At 57.7% G+C, this 20612-nt stretch carries 24 protein-coding genes and 1 pseudogene; 17 read left to right on the top strand and 8 right to left on the bottom strand.

Annotation, left to right across the window (positions count from 1 at the left end; genetic code table 11):
* Positions 1-37 precede the first annotated feature (37 nt).
* Positions 38-1188: pseudogene (locus BM198_RS29360) on the bottom strand (IS3 family transposase).
* Positions 1189-1399: 211 nt separating this feature from the next.
* Here BM198_RS29360 and BM198_RS18655 point away from each other — a divergent pair.
* Together BM198_RS18655 and BM198_RS30505 are read left to right on the top strand one after the other, a co-directional pair.
* Complete coding sequence (locus tag BM198_RS18655) at positions 1400-1696, top strand: BPSL0761 family protein (protein WP_074971673.1); 297 nt, start codon at positions 1400-1402, stop codon at positions 1694-1696.
* A 29-nt stretch (positions 1697-1725) separates the two neighbouring features.
* Entirely contained in the window at positions 1726-2082 is a 357-nt protein-coding gene (locus BM198_RS30505) for a DUF6088 family protein (protein WP_244165713.1), read from the top strand.
* Between the two features lie 59 nt (positions 2083-2141).
* Here the strand turns inward: BM198_RS30505 and BM198_RS18645 are convergent, their stop codons facing one another.
* Both BM198_RS18645 and BM198_RS18640 read right to left on the bottom strand, forming a co-directional pair.
* Complete coding sequence (locus BM198_RS18645) at positions 2142-3518, bottom strand: heavy metal sensor histidine kinase (RefSeq protein ID WP_192817701.1); 1377 nt, start codon at positions 3516-3518, stop codon at positions 2142-2144.
* Positions 3519-3520: 2 nt separating this feature from the next.
* Positions 3521-4198 carry a heavy metal response regulator transcription factor gene (locus BM198_RS18640; RefSeq protein ID WP_003452340.1) on the bottom strand — a complete coding sequence of 226 codons (678 nt, stop codon included), beginning with the start codon at positions 4196-4198 and terminating at the stop codon, positions 3521-3523.
* 207 nt (positions 4199-4405) lie between these two features.
* On the opposite strand from BM198_RS18640, the gene BM198_RS18635 reads away from it, so the two are divergent.
* The 5 genes from BM198_RS18635 to BM198_RS18615 all read left to right on the top strand — a co-directional run bounded on the left by BM198_RS18635 (position 4406) and on the right by BM198_RS18615 (position 8867).
* Positions 4406-4765, top strand: a complete 360-nt coding sequence (locus BM198_RS18635; protein ID WP_003452338.1) for a co-regulatory protein PtrA N-terminal domain-containing protein — start codon at positions 4406-4408, stop codon at positions 4763-4765.
* Between the two features lie 166 nt (positions 4766-4931).
* Positions 4932-5483 carry a cupredoxin domain-containing protein gene (locus BM198_RS18630; RefSeq protein ID WP_062832778.1) on the top strand — a complete coding sequence of 184 codons (552 nt, stop codon included), beginning with the start codon at positions 4932-4934 and terminating at the stop codon, positions 5481-5483.
* A 147-nt stretch (positions 5484-5630) separates the two neighbouring features.
* Positions 5631-6164 (top strand): cupredoxin domain-containing protein, encoded by a 534-nt coding sequence (locus BM198_RS18625; RefSeq protein WP_021221948.1) that lies wholly within the window; start codon positions 5631-5633, stop codon positions 6162-6164.
* 79 nt (positions 6165-6243) lie between these two features.
* Complete coding sequence (locus BM198_RS18620) at positions 6244-6492, top strand: DUF2933 domain-containing protein (RefSeq protein ID WP_009686142.1); 249 nt, start codon at positions 6244-6246, stop codon at positions 6490-6492.
* A gap of 5 nt (positions 6493-6497) precedes the next feature.
* Positions 6498-8867, top strand: coding sequence for a heavy metal translocating P-type ATPase (locus BM198_RS18615; protein WP_074971672.1), 2370 nt, complete (start codon positions 6498-6500; stop codon positions 8865-8867).
* A 279-nt stretch (positions 8868-9146) separates the two neighbouring features.
* Here BM198_RS18615 and BM198_RS18610 read toward each other — a convergent pair whose 3' ends face one another.
* Positions 9147-10040 (bottom strand): cation efflux transmembrane domain-containing protein, encoded by an 894-nt coding sequence (locus BM198_RS18610; RefSeq protein ID WP_033902376.1) that lies wholly within the window; start codon positions 10038-10040, stop codon positions 9147-9149.
* A 100-nt stretch (positions 10041-10140) separates the two neighbouring features.
* Here BM198_RS18610 and cadR point away from each other — a divergent pair, with 100 nt between their 5' ends.
* From cadR to BM198_RS18570, 8 genes are all read left to right on the top strand, one after another.
* Positions 10141-10548 (top strand): Cd(II)/Pb(II)-responsive transcriptional regulator, encoded by a 408-nt coding sequence (gene cadR / locus BM198_RS18605; RefSeq protein ID WP_024015046.1) that lies wholly within the window; start codon positions 10141-10143, stop codon positions 10546-10548.
* Positions 10549-10678: 130 nt separating this feature from the next.
* On the top strand, positions 10679-11026 hold the full coding sequence (locus BM198_RS18600; protein ID WP_024015047.1) for a DUF3703 domain-containing protein: 348 nt from the start codon (positions 10679-10681) through the stop codon (positions 11024-11026).
* The gene (lspA, locus tag BM198_RS18595) at positions 11023-11532 is read left to right on the top strand and encodes a signal peptidase II (RefSeq protein WP_003452327.1); all 510 of its coding nucleotides are present in this window, start codon (positions 11023-11025) and stop codon (positions 11530-11532) included. Before BM198_RS18600 ends, lspA begins: the two co-directional genes overlap by 4 nt.
* Positions 11532-12278, top strand: coding sequence for a helix-turn-helix transcriptional regulator (locus BM198_RS18590; RefSeq protein WP_036992934.1), 747 nt, complete (start codon positions 11532-11534; stop codon positions 12276-12278). Before lspA ends, BM198_RS18590 begins: the two co-directional genes overlap by 1 nt.
* A gap of 68 nt (positions 12279-12346) precedes the next feature.
* A complete protein-coding gene (locus BM198_RS18585; protein WP_036992931.1) occupies positions 12347-13213 on the top strand; it encodes a sterol desaturase family protein in 867 nt (288 codons plus the stop codon).
* Between the two features lie 346 nt (positions 13214-13559).
* A complete protein-coding gene (locus tag BM198_RS18580; protein ID WP_003452323.1) occupies positions 13560-15287 on the top strand; it encodes an ATP-dependent nuclease in 1728 nt (575 codons plus the stop codon).
* Positions 15277-16704: a UvrD-helicase domain-containing protein gene (locus BM198_RS18575; protein ID WP_003452322.1), complete on the top strand. Its 1428-nt coding sequence runs from the start codon at positions 15277-15279 to the stop codon at positions 16702-16704. The genes BM198_RS18580 and BM198_RS18575 overlap by 11 nt, the downstream gene beginning before the upstream one ends.
* 97 nt (positions 16705-16801) lie before the next feature.
* The gene (locus BM198_RS18570) at positions 16802-17002 is read left to right on the top strand and encodes a heavy-metal-associated domain-containing protein (RefSeq protein WP_003246756.1); all 201 of its coding nucleotides are present in this window, start codon (positions 16802-16804) and stop codon (positions 17000-17002) included.
* A 19-nt stretch (positions 17003-17021) separates the two neighbouring features.
* Here the strand turns inward: BM198_RS18570 and BM198_RS18565 are convergent, their stop codons facing one another.
* From BM198_RS18565 to bufA2, 4 genes are read right to left on the bottom strand one after another with little or no spacing between them, the layout of a single operon-like run.
* Entirely contained in the window at positions 17022-17336 is a 315-nt protein-coding gene (locus tag BM198_RS18565) for a hypothetical protein (protein WP_074971671.1), read from the bottom strand.
* A 50-nt stretch (positions 17337-17386) separates the two neighbouring features.
* A complete protein-coding gene (locus BM198_RS18560) occupies positions 17387-18181 on the bottom strand; it encodes an HvfC/BufC N-terminal domain-containing protein (protein ID WP_074971670.1) in 795 nt (264 codons plus the stop codon).
* Entirely contained in the window at positions 18178-19014 is an 837-nt protein-coding gene (gene bufB, locus BM198_RS18555) for an MNIO family bufferin maturase (protein ID WP_074971669.1), read from the bottom strand. Before bufB ends, BM198_RS18560 begins: the two co-directional genes overlap by 4 nt.
* A 44-nt stretch (positions 19015-19058) precedes the next feature.
* Entirely contained in the window at positions 19059-19319 is a 261-nt protein-coding gene (gene bufA2 / locus BM198_RS18550) for a BufA2 family periplasmic bufferin-type metallophore (protein ID WP_004577564.1), read from the bottom strand.
* A 290-nt stretch (positions 19320-19609) separates the two neighbouring features.
* Between bufA2 and BM198_RS18545 the strand changes: the two genes are divergently transcribed.
* Together BM198_RS18545 and BM198_RS18540 are read left to right on the top strand one after the other, a co-directional pair.
* Entirely contained in the window at positions 19610-19816 is a 207-nt protein-coding gene (locus tag BM198_RS18545; RefSeq protein WP_003139535.1) for a co-regulatory protein PtrA N-terminal domain-containing protein, read from the top strand.
* A 193-nt stretch (positions 19817-20009) separates the two neighbouring features.
* The coding region (locus tag BM198_RS18540) for a multicopper oxidase domain-containing protein (protein WP_139233658.1) at positions 20010-20612 on the top strand (603 nt) is incomplete at its 3' end.

Here is a 20612-nt window from a genome sequence, read left to right as displayed (position 1 = left end):
TGAGGAAGAACAGCGATCTAAATAGGTCTCGGTTTTTTTATAAACCGTCCTGCCTCAGAAAATAACGACGCTCGAACTCTATCGGCGATAGCTTCTCGGTGAAACTATGTCGTCGCTTGGGGTTGTCGAATACATCGCTCCATGCTTTGCCGCGGCTCTCGTAGATTCTGCGCTTGATCTGCTCGCGCTTGAGCACTTGGAAAAAGCTCTCGGTGATTGCGTTGGCATGATGTTTGCTGGGTGACTCATGCTGCTCGTCAGATTGTTGGCTCGGATAAAGCGCTGCCAGTCCGCACTACTGAACTGACTGCCTTGGTCGGAGTGAATCATCACCTCTTGTCGCGGCTTGCGTCGCCATACCGCCATCAGCAGCGCGTAGATAGCCAGATCGCTGCTCATGCGGGGCTCCATCGACCAGCCGATGACCCGACGAGAGAACAGGTCGAGCGCTACTGCCAGGTAGAGCCAGCCTTCATAGGTGCGTATGTAGGCGATGTCGGTGCCCCAAACCTTGTTCGGCTCACTGACATTGAACTGGCGTTCCAGTCGATTCGGTGTCGGCGTAGCTGGCTTGCCATCGTAACGGCCAGGCCAACGACGATAGCACGTCTGCGAGCGCAATCCTTCCACACGCATCAGCCTGGCAACACGATGTCGTCCGCAGCGCTCACTCAGTTCACGCAAATCCGCATGGATCTTGCGGCAGCCGTAGACACCACCGCTTTCCAGCCATGAATGCTTGGTCATGATCGTCCTTGGCTCGCGCAGACTTAGGCCCGCTCAGCCAGCCTTAGTAGCCGCTGGGATGCACTTTCAGCACCTGACAGAGGCGTTGAACGGCGTAGTCCGCCGAGAGCTGGCGGACAAAAGCGTACTTCAGCCGGACTCCTTGGCAAAGTACGCGGCGGCCATTTCAGGATGTCGCGCTCCTAGGTCACTCGCTGAGCTCAGCACGTAGGCGGCGCAGTTCGGCCTGCTGATCATCTTCGCGCTTGCGCTGGGTCCGGTATAGGCCGGGGATGTCTACTGGAGCGGGGGTAGTCCACTTACTGTAGTGCTTAGTCCACACATACAGGCTTTGTGTGGATACGCCCAGCCGAGCCGCAACCTCGGCAGCAGGGAGGTCGCATTGGGTCACTTGCTTGACCGCTTCGATTTTGAGTCCTCAGGGTAACACTGGTTGCTCATGGTACCTCCTAAAGGCCTCAATTATGAGGCCCGGAGGCCTCTAGGGAAGCGGGGCGATACAATATTCAATTCCGCTATATGTCCAGGCGACAGCTCAAGCTCCCGAGCTGAATCAGCGCCTAAAGAAATTGGCAAGTCCTGTAGCAAGCAGTAGAGAATGTTAAAAATAAGCGGGAATCACCTGTAGAGACATGGGAGCAGAACAGTGACGATGGCATACGAACGCACCCGTAGCGTCGTGCAGACACGGGAGTTTTTGCAGGCTCTGTCCAAAGATAAGAGCCTTCCTGAGAACATACGACGTCAGGCAGAAAATCTGCTTAGACACTACCCAACAGCAGAAGCCATCTGGTTAGCTGGTCGGGTGGAAGAGCGATCAAAGGAAGAACTCTCGCTGCTGGCAGACAAGCATGGCCCCATGCATCCAGTGCTAGTTAGCTGGCTGCTGAGTGACCCCATGTTCTGTGGCCGCGAGGTCGGCTCCATTAGTATCGTCCACGATTTTTGAGTTGTTAGTTCTGAGCGCTTTCTCGCCATATGCAGGTTGAGCTGATAGTCGCCACTGGGGCTAGCGTCGCCAATAAATGGGGGCTGACAACACAGGTTCCTGTTCGGTATGTATTCCTAACCACCGGACGTTCTAGGGTGCTTCAGGTTGGCAAGACCACGGTATCGATTCGGCATGCGCCTCGATGGCTGATGGCTCTTGGCGCTACTGGAGCGGGGGATGCCATTCGAGCATTGGATTGGCTGGGCAAGGCAAGCGTAGGTGATGCCGTTTCAAAGCTTCATAAACTACTACCCGAGAGCGAATGGCGGGCTCTAGTGTCAGCTCACCTCTCGTTGCCTGCCTGGATGGCGAAAGCCATCTGCGCTCGGTCGAATTGCACCTGAGCTCGCTTTGTCATGCTGGGCTAGCTGTCAGCTGTAGTCTGCTTACCGGCAGACCGACATCAGCTGGAATGGGGGAATTCAATGTGAAAGCCCGTGAGGCCAGCCGCTGAAGTACACCAAATGCGGCCTTTGTGAGCCTCGATTATGGATCGGGTGATGGCAAGCCCGAGCCCGGCATTGCTCGGGCTACCTTCGCGTCGAGCAGGATCTACCCGGTAAAAGCGGTCGAAGAGTTTCTCTAGATGCTCCGAACTGATTGTGTTCCCAGGGTTCTCGATGCTGAAGGTAGTTGAGTCCGCTGTCTGGCGGATCAGGACCGAAATTGTCTTTCCCGCCGGCGTGTAACGCAGCGCATTGGACAGCAAGTTGGACAGCGCTCGATCAAGCATCAGCCGATCTCCTAGCACTTGGCCTTTGCCTGTGAGCGATAGTTCAATGCCGCGCTCTTCGGCCAGGAGGTGGTAGTAGTCAAACAGTTTGAAGACTACGTCAGCCAGTTCGATCCTGGCCTGCTCTGGGATGATCAGGCCATTATCAGCCTTGGCCAAGAACAGCATGTCATCGATCATGCGAGACATGCGCTTCAATTCCTCCAGGTTCGAGTACAGATTCTCCTCGTAGGCATTGATATCGCGCTTCTTGCTTAGCACCACTTCAGTGTGGGTCATCAGGTTGCTGACGGGGGTGCGCAGTTCGTGTGCGATGTCAGCGGAGAAATTGGAGAGTCGAATGAAGGCCTCTTCAAGTCGGGCCAGCATCGCGTTGAAGGACAGTACCAACTGCTGAAGTTCCTGTGGCACCGGCTCAAGAGGAATCCGTTCCTGCAATGAACGGGCGGACATCCCGGTGGCCACACGAGTGACCTGTCGCAGCGGCCTGAGGCCACTGCGAGCAACCACCCAGCCAAGCGCTGCACTGACCAAGGCACTGATGACCAATCCAATCCAGAACCATCGCTGCAGCGTGTCGAAAAAGTGTGTGTGATTGGTAACATCGAGAATCAGCAGAGCTGTAAGCGGTTCGGGTTGGTCAGTCACAGAGATTTGAGCCGTCATGCCCCGGTACATGTGCTCGTCTTTCTGCCACTCCCACATGCTCTGCTCATCGGCACGCCTGAAGCGTTCCGGCACTTCGACTGCTCTGGGGTCGGAAAAGAGCACTGCGCCGTCGCTGGCCAGGATGGTTGCGGCCAGATCCTGATGCGCTCCCAGCAAGGCTCGCAACTGCGGTAACTCCTCGGAGAGGCTAGCTCCGCTGCGAGCGTTGTTGAGAATATGTTTGGCTGATTCGAGTTTTTCCACCAGGGCCTGCCGGTCCAGCATCTTGAAGTGGTGCTGGCTGAGCATGTTGAAGCTCAGCCCCGCTACTGTCAGGACGGCAATCACCGCGGACATGAACATCAAGCTCATGCGGGCGGTCAGCGAGAGGTGCTTCATATTCACTCCGGCGCATCCATCATGTACCCCATGCCGCGGGCGGTATGGATCAGCTTGAGATCGAAATCGTCATCGATCTTGGCGCGCAGCCGACGTACAGCGACCTCAATGACGTTGGTGTCGCTGTCGAAGTTCATGTCCCAAACCTGCGAAGCAATCAGCGATTTCGGGAGCACTTCGCCGCGCCGGCGCAGTAGCAGTTCCAGCAGTGAAAACTCCTTCGCCGTCAGGTCAATTCTTTTCCCACCCCGGACCGCGCGCCGCTTCATCAGATCGACTTCGAGATCGGCAATTTTCATGGTGGTTTGCGTGGGTGAGCCATTGCCTCGGCGCAGCAGCGTTCTGACCCTGGCCAGAAGCTCTGAGAAAGCAAATGGCTTGATCAGGTAGTCATCCGCGCCCAGTTCCAACCCTTTAACGCGATCCTCCACACCATCGCGTGCGGTCAGGAACAGCACTGGGACGTCTTTTCCGGCGGCGCGCACCATGCGCAGCACTTCCCAGCCGTCCAGCCCCGGCATCATCACATCCAGGATCAGCAGGTCATAGGGCTCGCTCAGCGCGTGCTGCAGGGCATCCGTACCTGTCATAACCCGGTCGACATTGAATCCCGCTTCGGTGAGGCCTTGCTGCAGATATGCACCGGTTTTGGGTTCATCTTCAGCTACCAGTAGTTTCATGCGAGCAGACTCCAAAAAACGGGTGGCCTGAGTTTGCAGGCAAACAGCGGCACCAACCAGAAGCTTACGAAAATGTAATCCTGGTTTCAGGTCGCTGACAGGGTGGCTTGTCTAGGGTGCAAGCATGAGCACTAGGTTGTGCTCTCGGCCCTCGACAGACCAAAAGCAGAGGTGCCGGCCTCAGTTTGCAATGATGGAGACTGCCCCATGAAATCGCTGAAACCTTTGCTTCTGGTTGGTTCGCTACTGCTGTCTTCTATGGCTTGGGCCGAAGGGGGCAGCGATCGAGTATTCGAGCGCATCCAGCAGATGCGCGACAAAGCAGAAGCTGTGCTGATCCAGGCGGAGAAGGCCCCAGCCAGCGAGCGGCATGTGCACATGCAGGAGCACATGAAAATGCTCGAAAACATTATGAGTCAGCTGCACGACGAACATCCTGCTCCGGGTATGTCGACCGAAGAGCATCTGGCCTGGATGGAAAAGCATGACAAGCTGGTAGACGACGTGCTGGGTCAAATGATTCGCGAGCACAAACTGATGATGGCCGACAAAGAGTGCCATAAGTAAGAGTTTCCCCATCTTCCAGGCCTTCCGTGATTGCTCCTTTGGCCTAGCGGCGCCTCAATGGCGCCGTGCTTTTTTCCAGCTGACGCAATTGTAGTTTTGGGGTCAGCGGCCTGGCAGCAAGCGTGGAATAGCATGAGATTTCCAGCCTACCTAGCGAGGTCTCACCATGAAACGCATCCCCCTTAAGCTGCTGATCAGCACGCTGTTCATCAGCACTGCTATTCCGGCAATTGCCGAGCCCAGTGGAAGTGACTTTGGGCAACAAGCCCAGGCGACGCCGGCGACTCGTACCATCTTGGTGAAGATGGACGACATCAACTACAGCCAGAAGACGATCAACGTAAAGCCCGGCGAGACCGTGCGCTTCGTTCTGAAGAACGAGGGCGCATTGATGCACGAGTTCAACATCGGGCACGCAGCGTTCCAACTGGAACACCAGCGCAAGATGGCAGCCTTGTTCAAGGACGGCACGCTGACACCGACCGGTATGGCCGAAAGCATTGTCTGGCATGAGCGTTATGGCACGGGAGACTCCAACCCTCCAGGCTATCCGGAAGTCATCAAAGCCAAGCATGACGACCCGAACGCGGTTCTCGTCGAGCCCGGCACAACTAAAGAGTTCGTGTGGACCTTCCCTCAGGCGGGCAGTTTGAGCTTCGCCTGTACATTGCCTGGGCATTACCAGGCGGGAATGGTCGGTGAGTTTGCTCTGCGTTAGTCCGGCACCGGTGCTACCCGTTGGCCGCGGGCTGGGTAGCACCGATCTGACGAACCTTACTGCGATGTAGTTTTCGCGTCAGCGTACCGCCAGTTGCACCTCATTAGCATCGGGACTCATCCCTCCTCAACACCTCAGAGGCACACCATGAAACTCAGACCCGCTTTCATAATCACCACCCTTGGTTTACTGCTCAGTGCTGCCAATGCGCTGGCCAGCCCGGGCCACAAGAAAGACAGTATCGGGCAACCGGGAGACAGTCAGGCAGTAGATCGCACCATCGAAGTCCGGATGGGGGACATCTTCTTTGAACCCAAGGCAATGGAAATCAAGGCGGGCGAGACGGTTCGCTTCGTACTGCTGAACGAGGGAGCCCTGCTGCACGAGTTCAACCTTGGCAAAGCGGCATCCCATGCTGCGCATCAGAAAGAGATGGCTGCGATGTTTCAGAACGGCACGCTGTCCCCGACTGCAGCGCATGACATGAGCAAAATGGACCACGCCATGGGCGGCATGAAGATGGTCGGCATGGAGCACGACGATCCCAACAGCGTTCTGGTCGAGCCAGGTGCACGCGAAGAGCTGATCTGGACCTTCTCCGACGCTACTGATCTGGAGTTCGCCTGCAATGTTCCTGGACATTATCAGTCGGGAATGGTCGGTAAGGTGACCGTACGCTGAACTCCATTGATACGCGTCAACTCTGCCTGGCTAGAGCAACCTATGCTGATTCTATGGTCATTGAACCGAGGCTATTGTCATGGATCACACGCACCACACTGGCACTACGGAACCACCTTTTTGGAAGAGCAAGATTGGCATCGCACTGATCATGCTGGCCGTAATCGGCATCTTCTATGTCGCGCGCGAGCATTACGGTCATCTTTCGCAGGCTTTGCCATACCTCATCCTGCTGCTATGCCCGCTGATGCATCTGTTTGGCCACAATCATGGCGGGCACTCCCACTCCAGCGGAGCCGCAGTTTCCAAGGACGAGGATAGGAAATAACTCGAATGCAAAAGACCTCCTGCCATCATGACCAGTGCCATGCACATCACTCGCACGGCCATCCAGAGAGCCCACGCGATCCGGTGTGTGGCATGGAGGTCAAATCTGATAGTCCTTACCAGGAGAACTTTGAGGGAAGGGCCTATCGGTTCTGCAGTACAAAATGCCAGGAGAAGTTCCAGGCAGCCCCTCATCAGTACATGAGCCATCAATCGCATGCCGGGCACCACCAGCATGCCGCTCGGCCAGAGTACTCAACTCAGGCAGGACTGGGGGCTGAATACACCTGCCCGATGCATCCCGAGATTCGCCAACCGAGCCCTGGCAACTGCCCGATCTGTGGGATGACGCTCGAACCCGTCATTCCAGAGCTGGAGGACGAAGAAAATCCGGAGCTGAAAGACTTTTCGCGACGGTTCTGGTGGACCCTGCCATTGACCGTCATCGTGACCGTGCTGGCGATGGCTGGTCATTCCTTGCAGCTGTTCCATGGAACATCCCAGAACTGGGTTGAGCTGGTTCTGGCAACGCCCGTGACGCTTTGGGGTGGCTGGGTATTTTTCACTCGCGGAATAGACTCCATCCGGCAACGCAGCCCTAATATGTGGACCCTGATCGGATTAGGAACTGCAGCCGCCTACCTCTACAGCGTGGCAGCCACCCTGGTGCCGCAGTGGTTCCCGGCGGCCTTCGTTCAGGATGGACGCATCGGCGTCTACTTCGAGGCCGCCGCGGTGATCATCTCGCTCACGCTGTTGGGCCAGATGCTCGAACTCAAAGCCCGCTCGCAGACCTCTGCCGCCATTAAGTCACTGCTGGGATTGGCCCCCAAGACTGCCCGGCGCATCAGGCCTGACGGCCAGGAAGAAGATATTCCGCTGACCCACGTCCATCAGGGTGACCACTTGCGTGTCCGGCCGGGCGAAAAAGTCCCGGTGGATGGCACCGTGCTGGAGGGCGAGAGCGCTGTCGACGAGTCGATGCTCACCGGCGAGCCGGTGCCCGTCACCAAGCGGGCAGGGGATACCCTCATCGGTGCCACCCTGAACACCCACGGCAGCCTGGTGATGGAAGCGCAGAAGGTGGGCGCCGAAACCATGTTGTCGCAGATCGTCCAGATGGTGGCTAAGGCCCAGCGTTCCAAGGCGCCCATGCAGCGTATGGCCGATGCCGTGGCAGGGTATTTCGTGGTGGGGGTGATCCTGATCGCGATCCTGACATTTTTTGGCTGGGGGGTGTTCGGGCCGGAATCAGGTTGGGTATTTGGCCTGATCAACGCTGTGGCCGTACTGATCATTGCCTGCCCATGCGCCCTGGGCTTGGCAACGCCGATGTCGGTCATGGTCGCGACCGGCAAGGCCGCCAGCAGCGGTGTGTTGTTCCGCGATGCCAGCGCTATCGAGAACCTCTGCAAAATCGACACCTTGATCGTCGACAAGACCGGGACACTGACGCAGGGGCGGCCGGCCTTTCATAGTGCAGAGGGAACCGGGCCGTTCGACTCGGTCGAGGTTCTGCGCTTGGCCGCAAGCCTGGACCAGGGCAGCGAGCATCCGCTGGCGCATGCCATTGTCGATCATGCGCGTGAACAGGGTCTTGCCCTGGTGAAACCGGAGACCTTCGAATCTGGCTCAGGTATTGGTGTACGCGGACAGGTCGATGGCCATCAACTGCAGCTTGGGAACACAGCGTTGATGGAGGAGGCGGGCGTCGATATTACTCCGCTGCGTAACCGTGCAGAGCAACTGCGCCTGGAGGGCATCAGCATCATCTATCTGGCCGTCGATGGTCGCCTGGCGGGTCTCCTGGCCGTTTCCGATCCAATCAAACCGACCTCCCAACAGGCTGTTGCTCAACTCCAGAACGCTGACGTGAAGGTCATCATGGCCACTGGCGATGGCCTCACCACAGCAAGAGCCGTGGCGAAGCAGTTAGGCATCGAGGAGGTGCATGGCGAGGTGAAACCGCAGGACAAGGAGAAATTAGTCGCCGAACTGCAGAGCTATGGCCGGCGTGTTGCCATGGCGGGCGACGGCATCAACGATGCGCCGGCCTTGGCCAGGGCCGACGTAGGCATCGCTATGGGCACGGGCACCGACGTGGCGATGAACAGCGCCCAAGTGACCCTGGTCAAGGGAGACCTGATGGGCATCCTGCGGGCGCGCACCTTGTCGGTGGCCACGGTGAAGAACATGAGGCAGAACCTTGCCTTTGCATTCCTCTACAACGCGATGGGAATCCCGCTAGCGGCCGGGCTGCTGTATCCGCTGACAGGACATCTTCTGTCGCCCTTGATCGCTGCTCTGGCAATGAGCGTCAGTTCAGCCTCGGTGGTTTTCAATGCGCTTAGGTTGAAAGCAACGGACGTTGGCTAGTTGTAACGGCTCGCGTTTGAAAACGGCCGGGCTCGCAATCGATGCAATTTCCAGCTCAGATTAACTGCGGCTGACGAAGCCCTCGGGCTCACATTAGCTGCGAGCGAGCTTGCATTCAGCCGCGCCGGCTTGCATTTAATCTCAATGGGCTCACGCTTTCTGCAACTGAACGCCCCTCGCTCAGACCGTCCAATAAACCAAGGTTTATTGGACTGTCCGTACCATTGATGTTCACTTGTAGAAAGTGAGCCCATCGCGATGGAATACAGGATCGGTTGGTCAGGCTTTCAATGCCAGGATTCGGCGCGCACCGTTCAATACGATGAGGCCAACGACCGTACCAATCACCAAGTCTGGGTAGGGAGAGCCCGTCCACGCAACCAGCGCGCCGGCGACGATAACGCCAATGTTCGCGAGCACATCGTTGGCCGAAAAAATCCAGCTCGCTTTCATGTGTGCACCGCCTTCGCGATGGCCATAGATCATCAAGAGACAGCTGGCGTTTGCGACGAGTGCAACTAAGCCAATCCCCATCATCAGCATCGACTCAGGTTCGCTGCCATAGTGGAAGCGTCTAGCCACCTCCACGAGTACGCCCAGTGCCAACAGGATCTGAAAGAAACCCGCCAGGTGCGCAGCGCGAACTTGCAGCTGTGCACTGCGGCCGACGGCAAAGAGAGCCAAGCCATAGACGGCAGCATCCGCAAACATGTCCAGCGAGTCGGCAATAAGGCCCGTCGACTGAGCGATCAACCCTGCGCCCATCTCGATAACAAACATGGCAGCGTTGATGCCGAGCAAAATTTTCAGGGTGCTCGCCTCTTTCGACGCCGCTAATTCCTCATCAGCGCGATTGGTCGAGGCTGCTTCCTGACTAGCTGGTTGAGTCCCCAGTAGCGCTGCCCCTAGACCCAGGGACTCCAGCTTGGTAGTGATTGGGTCAACCGCCCCGTCATGGAAAGCGAGTACCTGCCTGCTGCTCAGATCAAAGGACAACGAACGAAGCTCAGGCAAGCTATTCAGCGCGAGCCGAATCATTCGCTCTTCCGAAGGGCAATCCATCTTGGGTACAGAAAAATGGCTGACCCAGGCTCCTTCGGTCGAGGGCGCGCTCGCTGCTTCAGCAGGCGCTGACACTGAACCGCAGCCACAGGATTTTTCACACGAGCTCATGATCCGCCTCTCCTATCAGGTTCAATTCTGGCAATTGAAAACCATATAGCAGGTATAGGGTCAAGCCTGGATATACTGGCTGTTTATCGAGGAGCAGCCTATGCGCATTGGTCAACTTGCACAGCTGACGGGAGCGGACATTCAGACCATTCGTTTCTATGAGCGCCAGGGCCTGCTTGCATCGCCCAATCGCCAGGCAAATGGCTACCGAGCCTACGAAGCGGATCATGTGGAGAAACTGCTGTTCATCCGCCGTTGCCGGTCCTTTGGCATGTCGTTGGACGAAATTGGTGTTTTGCAGAGCGTTCAAGCACAGCCGCAGCAACCGTGCGCGGCGGTCAATACGCTGCTTGATAGCCATATCGCCCAGGTCAGGGCCCAGATCGCATCCTTGCAAGCCCTGGAAAACCAGTTGGTGACGTTACGCAGCTGCTGCGATGACGAACGACAAAGCCTGGACTGCGGAATACTTTCGGGTCTAGTGGAGGGAGGCAAACGGCTTCCATAAGGCGCGCTAGAAAAGTGCCATTCGCTTCTGCTCAAAGCGTAGAGCTTGACCCTATAGCGGCTACAGGGTGTTCACTTGCACGATCGGCCCAGAATCATGGCCTTCCAACTGCTGCGCAAGTGAGTTCCAGATGAATACCGCCCTCCGCAATGCCATCGATGAAGCCTTTTTCCAGGCAAGGACAGCACTCCGTGAAAAGGCGCCAACCGAGGCATTCCCCTGGCTCGAGCGCGCCCACATCTTGAGCCAGCACATGCCCGTCCTGCATGCGCGGAGCCATTGGTTGATGCTAAGGGCTGGCTGGCAGTTGCGCGACTACCGGGAAATGTTCGGCCAAGCACCACGGATCATCGCTGCCGTGTTGTTCTCGAAGATCTGGGTACCGCTCGGCAATACCGGACGCGCGAGGATCAGTGCATTCGCGCCGATGCCCGTCTCACCCGGATTGCAGCGACTGTTTCAGGGAGCGAAACAATGAAATCGCCACTTGGAATGGCGCACCGTATCACTCCCGGGCTCTGGTGGACGCTATCGCTAGCCGTTGCCCTGGCCGACCAGGCGATCAAATATGTAATTGAGGGTTCGCTCTCGGTCGGCGCCGTGGTTCCTCTGACCCCAGTCTTCAATCTGGTCCATTTCTGGAATACCGGCGCAGCGTTCAGCTTCCTAGCTGACGCGGGCGGTTGGCAGCGCTACTTCTTCATTCTCCTCGCACTGGTTGTTTCGATTGGGCTCGCGTTGCTCTTGCGTAAGCCCAGGGCCAAGCTCGAAGCGCTGGGCTATAGCCTCATACTGGGAGGGGCAGTGGGGAATCTGATCGATCGCAGCTTCCGAGGCCATGTGATCGACTATCTGGATTTTTTCTGGCAATCCTGGCATTGGCCTGCATTCAACTTGGCGGACATCGGCATCGTGGGCGGTGCCGCCATGTTGCTCCTGAGCAGTGTGCTGAGTCCCAGCGCGGAACTGGACCGGGGCAGATAATGCGAAGCTCGGATGCCGCAGAAGTGGCTCGCTGGTCAGGCCATGCCTGGGTCGGCCCCGGTATCGGCGTCTTTCTCGGCCATGCCGCCCACCAGGATTGGCACCATCATCAAGCACATCAAATTGCAGTGGGGCTCGACGCCGCGATAACGGTTGAAACGCCGTTGGGTGGGCAATCTGGGGCTGCCATCTTGATTCCGGCAGGCTTGAAGCACCGGCTCAGTGCTGGGCAGGTCCTGTCGATCTACCTGGATGTGCTGTCCGATGAGGCGCGTGCCTTGCGGGTGAGCGGAGCCGTGAGGCTGATGGAGATCGTAGCGGCCGATATTGCTGCGATGGTCGAGGCACTGAGGGCGTCGGGGCATTCGCCTGTCCAGTTGCAGGCGCAGGTACGTCGGCTGTTGCGGCTTGCCGATCCACCAATCCCTGATCCGCGCTTGACCAAGGTCACCGCAGCGCTGCGCGAAGGCCAAATGGGGCGTGAGGCAATGGCCGCGTTGGTGCATTTGTCACCCACGCGTTTTTCCCATTGGTTCGTGGAGCAAACCGGCCTGCCGTTGCGCAGCTATGTCAAATGGCTGCGCCTCACCCAAGCCCTGCAACACCTGGCCAAAGGGGGACGGCTGACCGAAGCCGCGCATGCGGCGGGTTTTTCCGACTCGGCGCATTTCTCCCGGACATTCAGGGCGCTGCTGGGCATCGATCCGTCCTCCGCCCTGGCTGCGGTCGATCTCCAGAAGTCATAGCTCTTTCGTTCAAGTCGAACGTCGTCCTCTGCACCTACCGTGAAGGCTCTCTACATAGGAGCTGAGCGATGTCCACTTCTCTTCGATTCGCCCTACGCTGGTTGAGCTATCCGCTCGTGTTTGGTGGCAGCGCCGCCTTCATGGTCTGGGCCTTGTACGCCGGGGTGCCGTACTGGCCCAGCACACCCTTGGTAGCCGCAGTCGGTCTATTGGCCGTCGCGGGGCTGGAGCGTATCCAGCCTTTCCGGGAGGGCTGGCTGGAGGATCACCAGGACACCCTGACCGACCTGGTGCATATGCTGGTGAATCTTTCCGTCATCCAGTTCACCGCCGAAATCCTGGCCAGGCTGGGCGATGCAGTGCCGGCTACAGTTCGTCTCTTCCCAGTCGAGAGTCCACTTTGGGTTCAGCTGCTGCTGGTCGCCGTCGTGCTCGATCTGAGCCTGTATGCCATGCACCGCATCAGCCACCACGTACCCTGGCTGTGGCGTTTTCACATGATTCACCACAGCGCCGAGCGCTTGTACTGGATGAATGGGGAGCGCCGGCATCCCCTACATGCGATGCTCATGGCTGGCCCGGGATTGGTGCTGCTGTTTGCATCCGGCGCGCCTTCGGCAGTGGTTGCCACCTGGTTCGGCATTCTGACCGTTCACTTGGGCTTTCAGCACTCGAACCTGGATTACCGGCTGGGTTGGCTGCGCCATGTCATCGGGGTGGCTGAAATTCATCGTTGGCACCACAAGCGCGACTTCGAAGATGCCCAGGTGAACTTCGGCGAATTTCTGATGGTGTGGGATCGGCTATTCGGGACGTTCTACGACAGTACAGGAAAGCAGGGCGACGCCAATGTCGGCTTGCGTGAGAGGGACTATCCCAAGGGTTACCTTGGTCAGTTGACCGAACCCTTTGGGCGAGACCGAGCCCGCACATAGCGTAGTGGGCCTCAAAGCTGTAGGCCCCATGTGTTTGCCTGGAATGATCTGGCTCGTGGGCGGAAGAGACTAGATGTTCCCGCATGCCAAGCAGACATGCGCTCTAACGAGGCAATCGATTCACTACCTATAAGCCCCGTCATTTGCAATTAATGCTGGTTGGTAGCCATGGAATGCAGGTCAGCGCGGATAAATGCAGGTTCATTCGCAGCTAATACTGGTTTGCCGGGCCGGTCAGTCGCAGTTAATTCCGGTCGAAAATCGTATTGATTGCAGGTCGGGACGTTTTCGTTTGCAAGCCGTTACAAGTAGGAGACTGACAGTCGTTACCCCATGAGGATTCTCCGTGGCCCGCATTCGCCGACTGCAAATTAGCAACTTCCGGTCTATCCAGGCGCTCGACTGGGTGCCGGCCCCCGGAATTAACTGCCTCATTGGTCCGGGTGACAGTGGGAAGTCCAGCATCCTGGACGCGATTGACCTTTGCGTCGGCGCCCGCCGAGGCGGCACGTTCGGCGACATGGACTTCTTCGCATTAAACGTCGATGTACCCATCACCATCAGCGTGGCGCTTGGCGATTTGCCGGTATCGCTGATGGATATCGATGTCTACGGCGAGTTCTTGCGTGGATTCCATCCCGGTACGGGGGAAGTCGAAGACGAACCGCGAGCGGGGCTGGAGACCGTCATCACCTTGCGTCTGCAAGTTGGTGCCGATTTGGAGCCTGTTTGGACACTTTTCTCCGAGCGCGCGGAGCAGCAGCAACTTGAACGCACTCTTCCCTGGAAAGAACGAGCGGCACTAGCGCCCGCCCGTATCGGCAGCTTTGCGAGCTCGAACCTGTCGTGGAGTCGTGGCTCAGTGCTCAATCGACTTACCGATGAGCGCGCCGAGCTTGGTGCTGAACTGGCGCGCGCCGCTAGGCAAGCAAGAGCGAACTTTGGCAATCAAGCAGCCGAACATCTGACCCAGACGCTTGAGGTCGTGCAACGCACAGCACAGCATCTTGGCGTTTCGGTCGGGGCTATGCCTCAGGCGCTCCTTGACGCACATTCTGTGTCGATTGGCGAGGGGGCGATCGCGCTGCACAGTGAAACAGGTATTCCGCTGCGCTCCCTTGGCACGGGCTCGTCACGCTTGCTAGTGGCAGGGCTTCAAAGGGCTGCGGCCAGCGCCGCGCCAATTGCCCTGGTTGATGAGGTGGAATACGGGCTTGAACCTCATCGGCTCATGCGATTCCTGGACTCGCTGGGTGCAAAGGACGCTGCCGCTCCGTTGCAAGTGTTCATGACGACGCACTCGCCGGTCGCGCTGCGCGAGCTGTCCGGCAGCCAGTTATTCGTTGTTCGGTCAGCACCTCAGCGCCACAGTGTTATGCCAGCTGGGGAAGCCAACGAGGTACAAAGTACCCTTCGGAAGGACCCCGAAGCATTCCTCGCCAAATCCATCATCGTTTGCGAGGGGGCCAGCGAGGTTGGCTTCGCGCGTGGCCTTGACCAATGGTGGGTCAGTCTTGGCGCTACCTCATTCTTGGCCCATGGCGGCGCGTATGTGGACGCCGGCGGGGGAAGCCCCGATAACAGTCTTATCCGGGGAACAGCACTTCTGAACTTGGGTTACCGCGTGATGGTTTTTGTAGATGCCGACAAGCCTTCGACCGCGGGGCTCGCTGAAGCATTCTTGGCCGCCGGCGGGCAAATTCTTACATGGCGACCAGGTCTCACTCTGGAGGACGAGATCTTCCGCCATCTCAGTGACCAAGCACTCGATGCACTTCTGGCGAAAGCCGAAACAATAGTGGGTGCAGAGCTGATGAACGCACACATTCAGACGAAGTCCCAAGGCCGCGTGACGCTGAACGATATCCGAGCCGAGCGACTCGTGGATGGGTACTCACCTGAGAGACGAGAGCTGCTGGGAACCGCATCCCGTATCCGCAACAGCGGCTGGTTCAAGTCGCTGACAACCTATCAGGAGGTTGCAAGGGACATCGTCGGTCCGTCTTTACAGAACGCCGAACCGGGCTTCATGGCAGTCACGAATCAGCTCTGGACGTTTACAAGTGCCCCCTGAGATTGATCTTTTCGCTATCGAGCGTGGCTCCATAACGGCCCCCGCAGGTTGTGGAAAAACGCAATTGATTGCCGAGACGCTCATCGCGCATAGGCAGAGCAAACCCATCCTCGTCTTGACACATACGAACGCCGGCGTTGCGGCCATACGGGCGCGCCTGAGACGAGCCGGTGTTCCTAACTCCGCATATCGAGTCTCCACCATTGACGGATTCTCGATGCGCCTGATCGCTAAGTTCCCAGCGCGAAGCGGCCATAACCCGCAGATCCTACAGCTGCATCAACCCAATACTGACTACCCGGCAATTCGGGAGGCCGCCATGCAGTTGTTGCAGGCCGGTCACCTCGCTCAGCCCCTTCGCGCCACCTATGCACGGTTGCTTGTCGACGAGTACCAAGACTGCAACGTCGTCCAGCACGCCATCGTGTCTGGTTTGGCCCAGGTGCTTCCGACCTGCGTGCTCGGTGACCCGATGCAAGCCATCTTCGACTTTCGTGGCAATCGACTGGTGCATTGGGCGAATGAGGTGCAACCCCTGTTTCCCGCAGCGGGAGAGTTGAGGATACCGTGGCGCTGGCGGCTGGCTGGAGCTGAGAACCTCGGGCAGTGGCTGCTCGCCATAAGGCAACAACTTCAAGCTGGTCAGCCGGTGGATCTGCGCACGGCTCCAGCAGAAGTGCGTTGGGTGCAGCTAAACGCCGGAACCGAAGTTCAGCAGCGACTGGTGGCCGCGAGAACCGAAGCTCCCAACGCTCAGGGTAGCGTCCTCATCATCGGGGACTCCATCAACGTGCAAGGTCGCCATCAGCTCACGAGCCAGACACCCGGTGCCATGGCCGTAGAAGCCGTCGACCTGAGAGATCTCGTCAACTTCGCCAGGAACTTTGACTTGCAGGGTGCCAATGCTCTGGCACAACTTGTGGAGTTTGCTTCCAGCGTAATGACGGGGGTAGGTGCAGCAAACCTGCGAACGCGCGTGGAGTCGCTGCGTGCAGGAAGGGCCCGAACGCCTCCGACCGCGGCCGAGGCTGCGGCGATCGATTTCGTAGCAGCGCCAACATTGGGGCAAGCGCTCCGTGTGATCGATACGCTCGCTGAGCAGCACGGGGCACGTGTATACCGACCGGAGGTTCTGTACTGCTGCCGGTCTGCAATGCAAGCGGTGGTGGGAGGTGCTGCCGACTTTCTGAGTGCAGCCATTCAAGCGCGAGAGCGCAATAGACACCTTGCCCGACCGATCGCAAGACGCTCTGTAGGCAGCACATTACTTCTCAAGGGGCTCGAGGCGGATGTCTCGGTTGTCCTGCATCCTGAGCTTATGACCCCCCAGAATCTATACGTCGCACTGACGAGGGGCGCAAGGCATGTCGTGGTGTGTTCACCAACCCCCATCCTTACGCCCGTGGTAAACGGCTGATCCTTTTGTAGCGCTTACGGGCTTGACCTTGCCATCGTGTCAAGGTCGATGCTGTCCGTGCGGTAACTTGAGCCGCGGACGAAATGAGGTGAAAGACATGTTTAGTCTGAGTGTTGCGGGGATGGGCTGTGGCAGTTGCGTGAGCAAAATCACGAAGGCCATTCAAGCTCTGGATCAGGATGCACGAGTAGAAGTGGATCGAGCGGCCGGCAAGGTCACCGTTGAGAGCACAGAAAGTGCCGAATCGATCCGCGAACTCATCCAGGAGCTTGGCTATTCGGCCCAGGTCAGCGCTTGAGCGCTGACCTGCTATCCCACTAAATATCCAGTTCTGAGAGCTCTTTTAGCCCTGGGATACTGGTGATCTCGTTGGTCATACCTTCTGAACCATCTCGGCCGCGAAGCCAGTTTGAGTGATCGCCTGGCTCGCGCATTTCCAGCGTGTCATAGGAGTACCGCTTGCGCTTGAACAGGCTTTTCAATGCAGCGAACTCGTGGCTTTTTTCGTCTTCTATGCCGACGACTTCTCCTGCAAGCCGCTCCCAGTGACCAACGCCGTCGGCCAGCATTGCCTGATAGGTCTCCGGGTCAAGCAAGGCTTGCTGTTTGAAATGAATGATGCGGTGAGTCATAGAAGCGCTCGGAGTGGCCAAAGAGAGAGCGCTAGCCTAAAGGTTCCGGGTCATTCGTGTAATAGCTGGCCGCGCTTTAGCAAACCGTCGTTGACCCACAACTTCAACCAGGTCGCGGCTTGCAAGGGAGCTTGCTCGCCATGCGTGGCGCTCAACGACTCGCAGAGTTCAGCGAACGATCCGCCCTCGATGAGAAACTGCAATGCCGAAGCCTCCGCTGGCTCCAGGCTCCGGTACTGGCAGACGAGTTCATGACGCCAAACAAGACAGGCTAGGTTCGTTGGCAGGCGGGTAATATCAGGCAGCAAGCTGCCGGACTTGGCGGCTTTCCACAACTCCAGCGTGTTGTACTGCAGCTGCAACCACCGGGCAGATGCAGTCAGGGAAACCCTGAGTGAAATCCAGTCTTCAGCCGAAAAATCACTGATGGCCTGCAGTGAAAGCACTTCGACGTCCTGAGCATCGAAAGCCAGTGTAAAAGCCCACTCAAGCTCCGCGAGTTCGCGCATCGGCGATAGTTGGGGTTCTTCGACGTAGCTGCTAATGAACTCGGGCAGCTTCTCGCCCAGCCAGCGAATGCTGAAATGTCGTGGTGGCCAGGCGGCCAAGTAGGCCAGTGCGAGCTGCTCGAATGATTCGTTGCCGATCCAGTGAAGCAGGGCAGGGAAGTCTTCTCGCAAGACCGCAAGCAGGCGCGAACGGTAAGCGTTGTGGTAGATCTGCAGGCCTTCGAGAGCACTCAGCGCTGTGCTACCTCGGGTCTGCTCCAAAAGCTCGTTGGAGGGCAGGGCACTGTCACCTGTCAGGTAAGTTTCAAATGCAGTCTGTAGGGCGATCAGGCTCAAGGGGTGGCCCCCGATATCACAGATTTGGCGATAGCACGGGCATGTGCTAATTCGGACAACAGCTCTTCCAGCGGCGGAAACTGGTCATCCCGCTCGATCAAGGTCGATGTCGGGCCCAAGTAGCTCAAAGTCTTGCTGTAGAGAGACCAAACCGGATCAGCGATGGGCTGGTCATGGGTGTCGATGAGGTACTGCCCGTAATCGCTGTGCCCGGCCAGATGAATTTGACGAATCCGCTCGTGCGGCAATTCCAAGATGAACTGCCATGGGTCGAAATCCTGATTTCGTGCGCTGACGTAGACGTTGTTCACGTCAAGGAGCAATTCGCAACCGGTCAGGAAACTCAGTTCCGAGAGAAACTGCGATTCGCTCATGCTGGACGTCTTCCACTGCACGTAAGAAGAAACGTTCTCCAGCACAATGGGACGTTCCAGAACATCCTGCACTAGACGCACCCGCGCGGCGACATGCAGCAGGCTTTCTTGGGTAAACGGCAGCGGCAGCAGGTCGTGGAGTTGATGGGCGTTGCCGCGACTCCAGCACAAGTGGTCGGAAACCCACTGGGGCTGTATCCGGTCCGCCAGTTGCTTGAGCTGTCGTAGGTAGCCCATGTCCAGGTTATGCGAACCGCCGATCGACAGCGATACTCCGTGCATCACCAACGGGTATTGCTCGCCAATCGCATCGAGAAAGTAGAGGGCCTTGCCACCGCCCACCAGGTAATTCTCGGAAATGATCTCAAACCAGTCGACCGCAGGTCGCTGTTCAAGAATCTGCTGGTAATACTCTCTGCGAAGGCCAAGACCGAAACCCAGTGTTTTGCGCTTACTCATTCAAGACTCCAGCAGGGGAGTGGCAGGCACTCCCCGCAACGGCATTATTCGCTGGTCTTGCCACCGGCCTCATCGCACTTGGCCTGAGTCATCAGCTTGAAGCCCTGGCCTTTGCATTCTCCCTGGCCTTTGCAGGCATTTTTGGCGGTCATGCAGTCGTTCTGGCCCTTGCAACCGTTGACGCCGAAGCACTTCACTTCAGCTGCTTTGGTGTCCTGGGCGGCCTGGACAGGCAGGGTAGCAAACAGGCTGGCGGCCACGAGAGCCAGAGCGGCACCGGTAGCGACGTTGGATTTATTCGACATAGTGACAATCTCTCTTAATTGTTGGTGGTCTTATCCGCGGGTGCGAATGACCCTGAGTAGCTTAGGCATCGCTGCCGAGCATGCCCTCTCAAGAAATTCGCAAGGCTTTATGAGGGCATGAAAGACAGTACCGAGCCTTCTGGATGGGCTACAAGAAAGAAATAGCAACCTGACAGAACTGTAATGTTCGGCTCAGGTTGCTGACAGGCCCTCTTAGTTAACGTGACATCGAGCCTAAAGCTCGGCCTCTGCAGTTGCAGGGACCACTTAACTTACGAGGAATACCCAAAATGAAATCGATCAAAGCTCTGCTTGTAGTTACTGCTCTGAGCATCTCCAGCTTGGCAATGGCTGAAGGTGGTGCTGACCGAACCTTCGCGCGCATGGAGCAGGCACGCCAGACGTCTCTGGAGGCCTACCGGGTGGCCCAGCAGCAGAAAGTTGAGGCTCCTGTAGCCAGCAGTCCAACCGAGCAAGCAGAGCACACCAACTGCTGAAGTCATCTACCTTACAGAAATGTAATCACCCGGATGGTTGGGATATGGCAGTTTCATACTGCTCATCGTCGGTAAGGCTTGTGCAATGCACCGACGTGGAAAGTTGAGGGGTAAATCCCCGACATTGAAGCAGCCATGAACCCGAGACCGGGCACACCATCACCGGCTCATTTGACGGATTGGACAAAACGGCATGCAAAGCAAAACCACAAGGCGCACCTTCGTCAAAGGCCTGGCAGCCACCGGTATTATCGGCGGACTTGGCCTGTGGCGCACGCCGGTCTGGGCGGTGAACAGCCCCGGCCAGCCCAACGTACTGACTGGTAACGAATTCGACCTATTCATCGGTGAAACCCCGGTGAACATCACCGGCGCAGCGCGCACGGCCATGACCATCAACGGCTCGCTCCCTGGGCCGATTCTTCGTTGGCGCGAAGGCGATACCGTCACATTGCGCGTGCGCAACCGCCTCAAGGAGGACACCTCCATCCATTGGCACGGCATCATCCTGCCGGCGAACATGGATGGTGTTCCTGGCCTGAGCTTCCATGGCATCGCCCCTGACGGCATGTATGAGTACAAGTTCAAGGTCAACCAGAACGGTACCTACTGGTATCACAGTCACTCGGGGCTGCAGGAGCAGGTCGGCGTATACGGCGCGCTGGTCATCGATGCCAAGGAGCCCGAGCCCTTCAGTTACGACCGTGATTACGTCGTGTTGCTGAGCGACTGGACGGATGAAAATCCAACGCGGGTACTGGCCAAGCTCAAGAAACAGTCGGACTACTACAACCAG

Origin of the sequence: Metapseudomonas otitidis (assembly GCF_900111835.1) — a bacterium.
Lineage (GTDB): Bacteria > Pseudomonadota > Gammaproteobacteria > Pseudomonadales > Pseudomonadaceae > Metapseudomonas > Metapseudomonas otitidis.
Note: the sequence above shows the minus strand (reverse complement) of the source record. Positions and strands in the feature narration are given on the sequence as shown.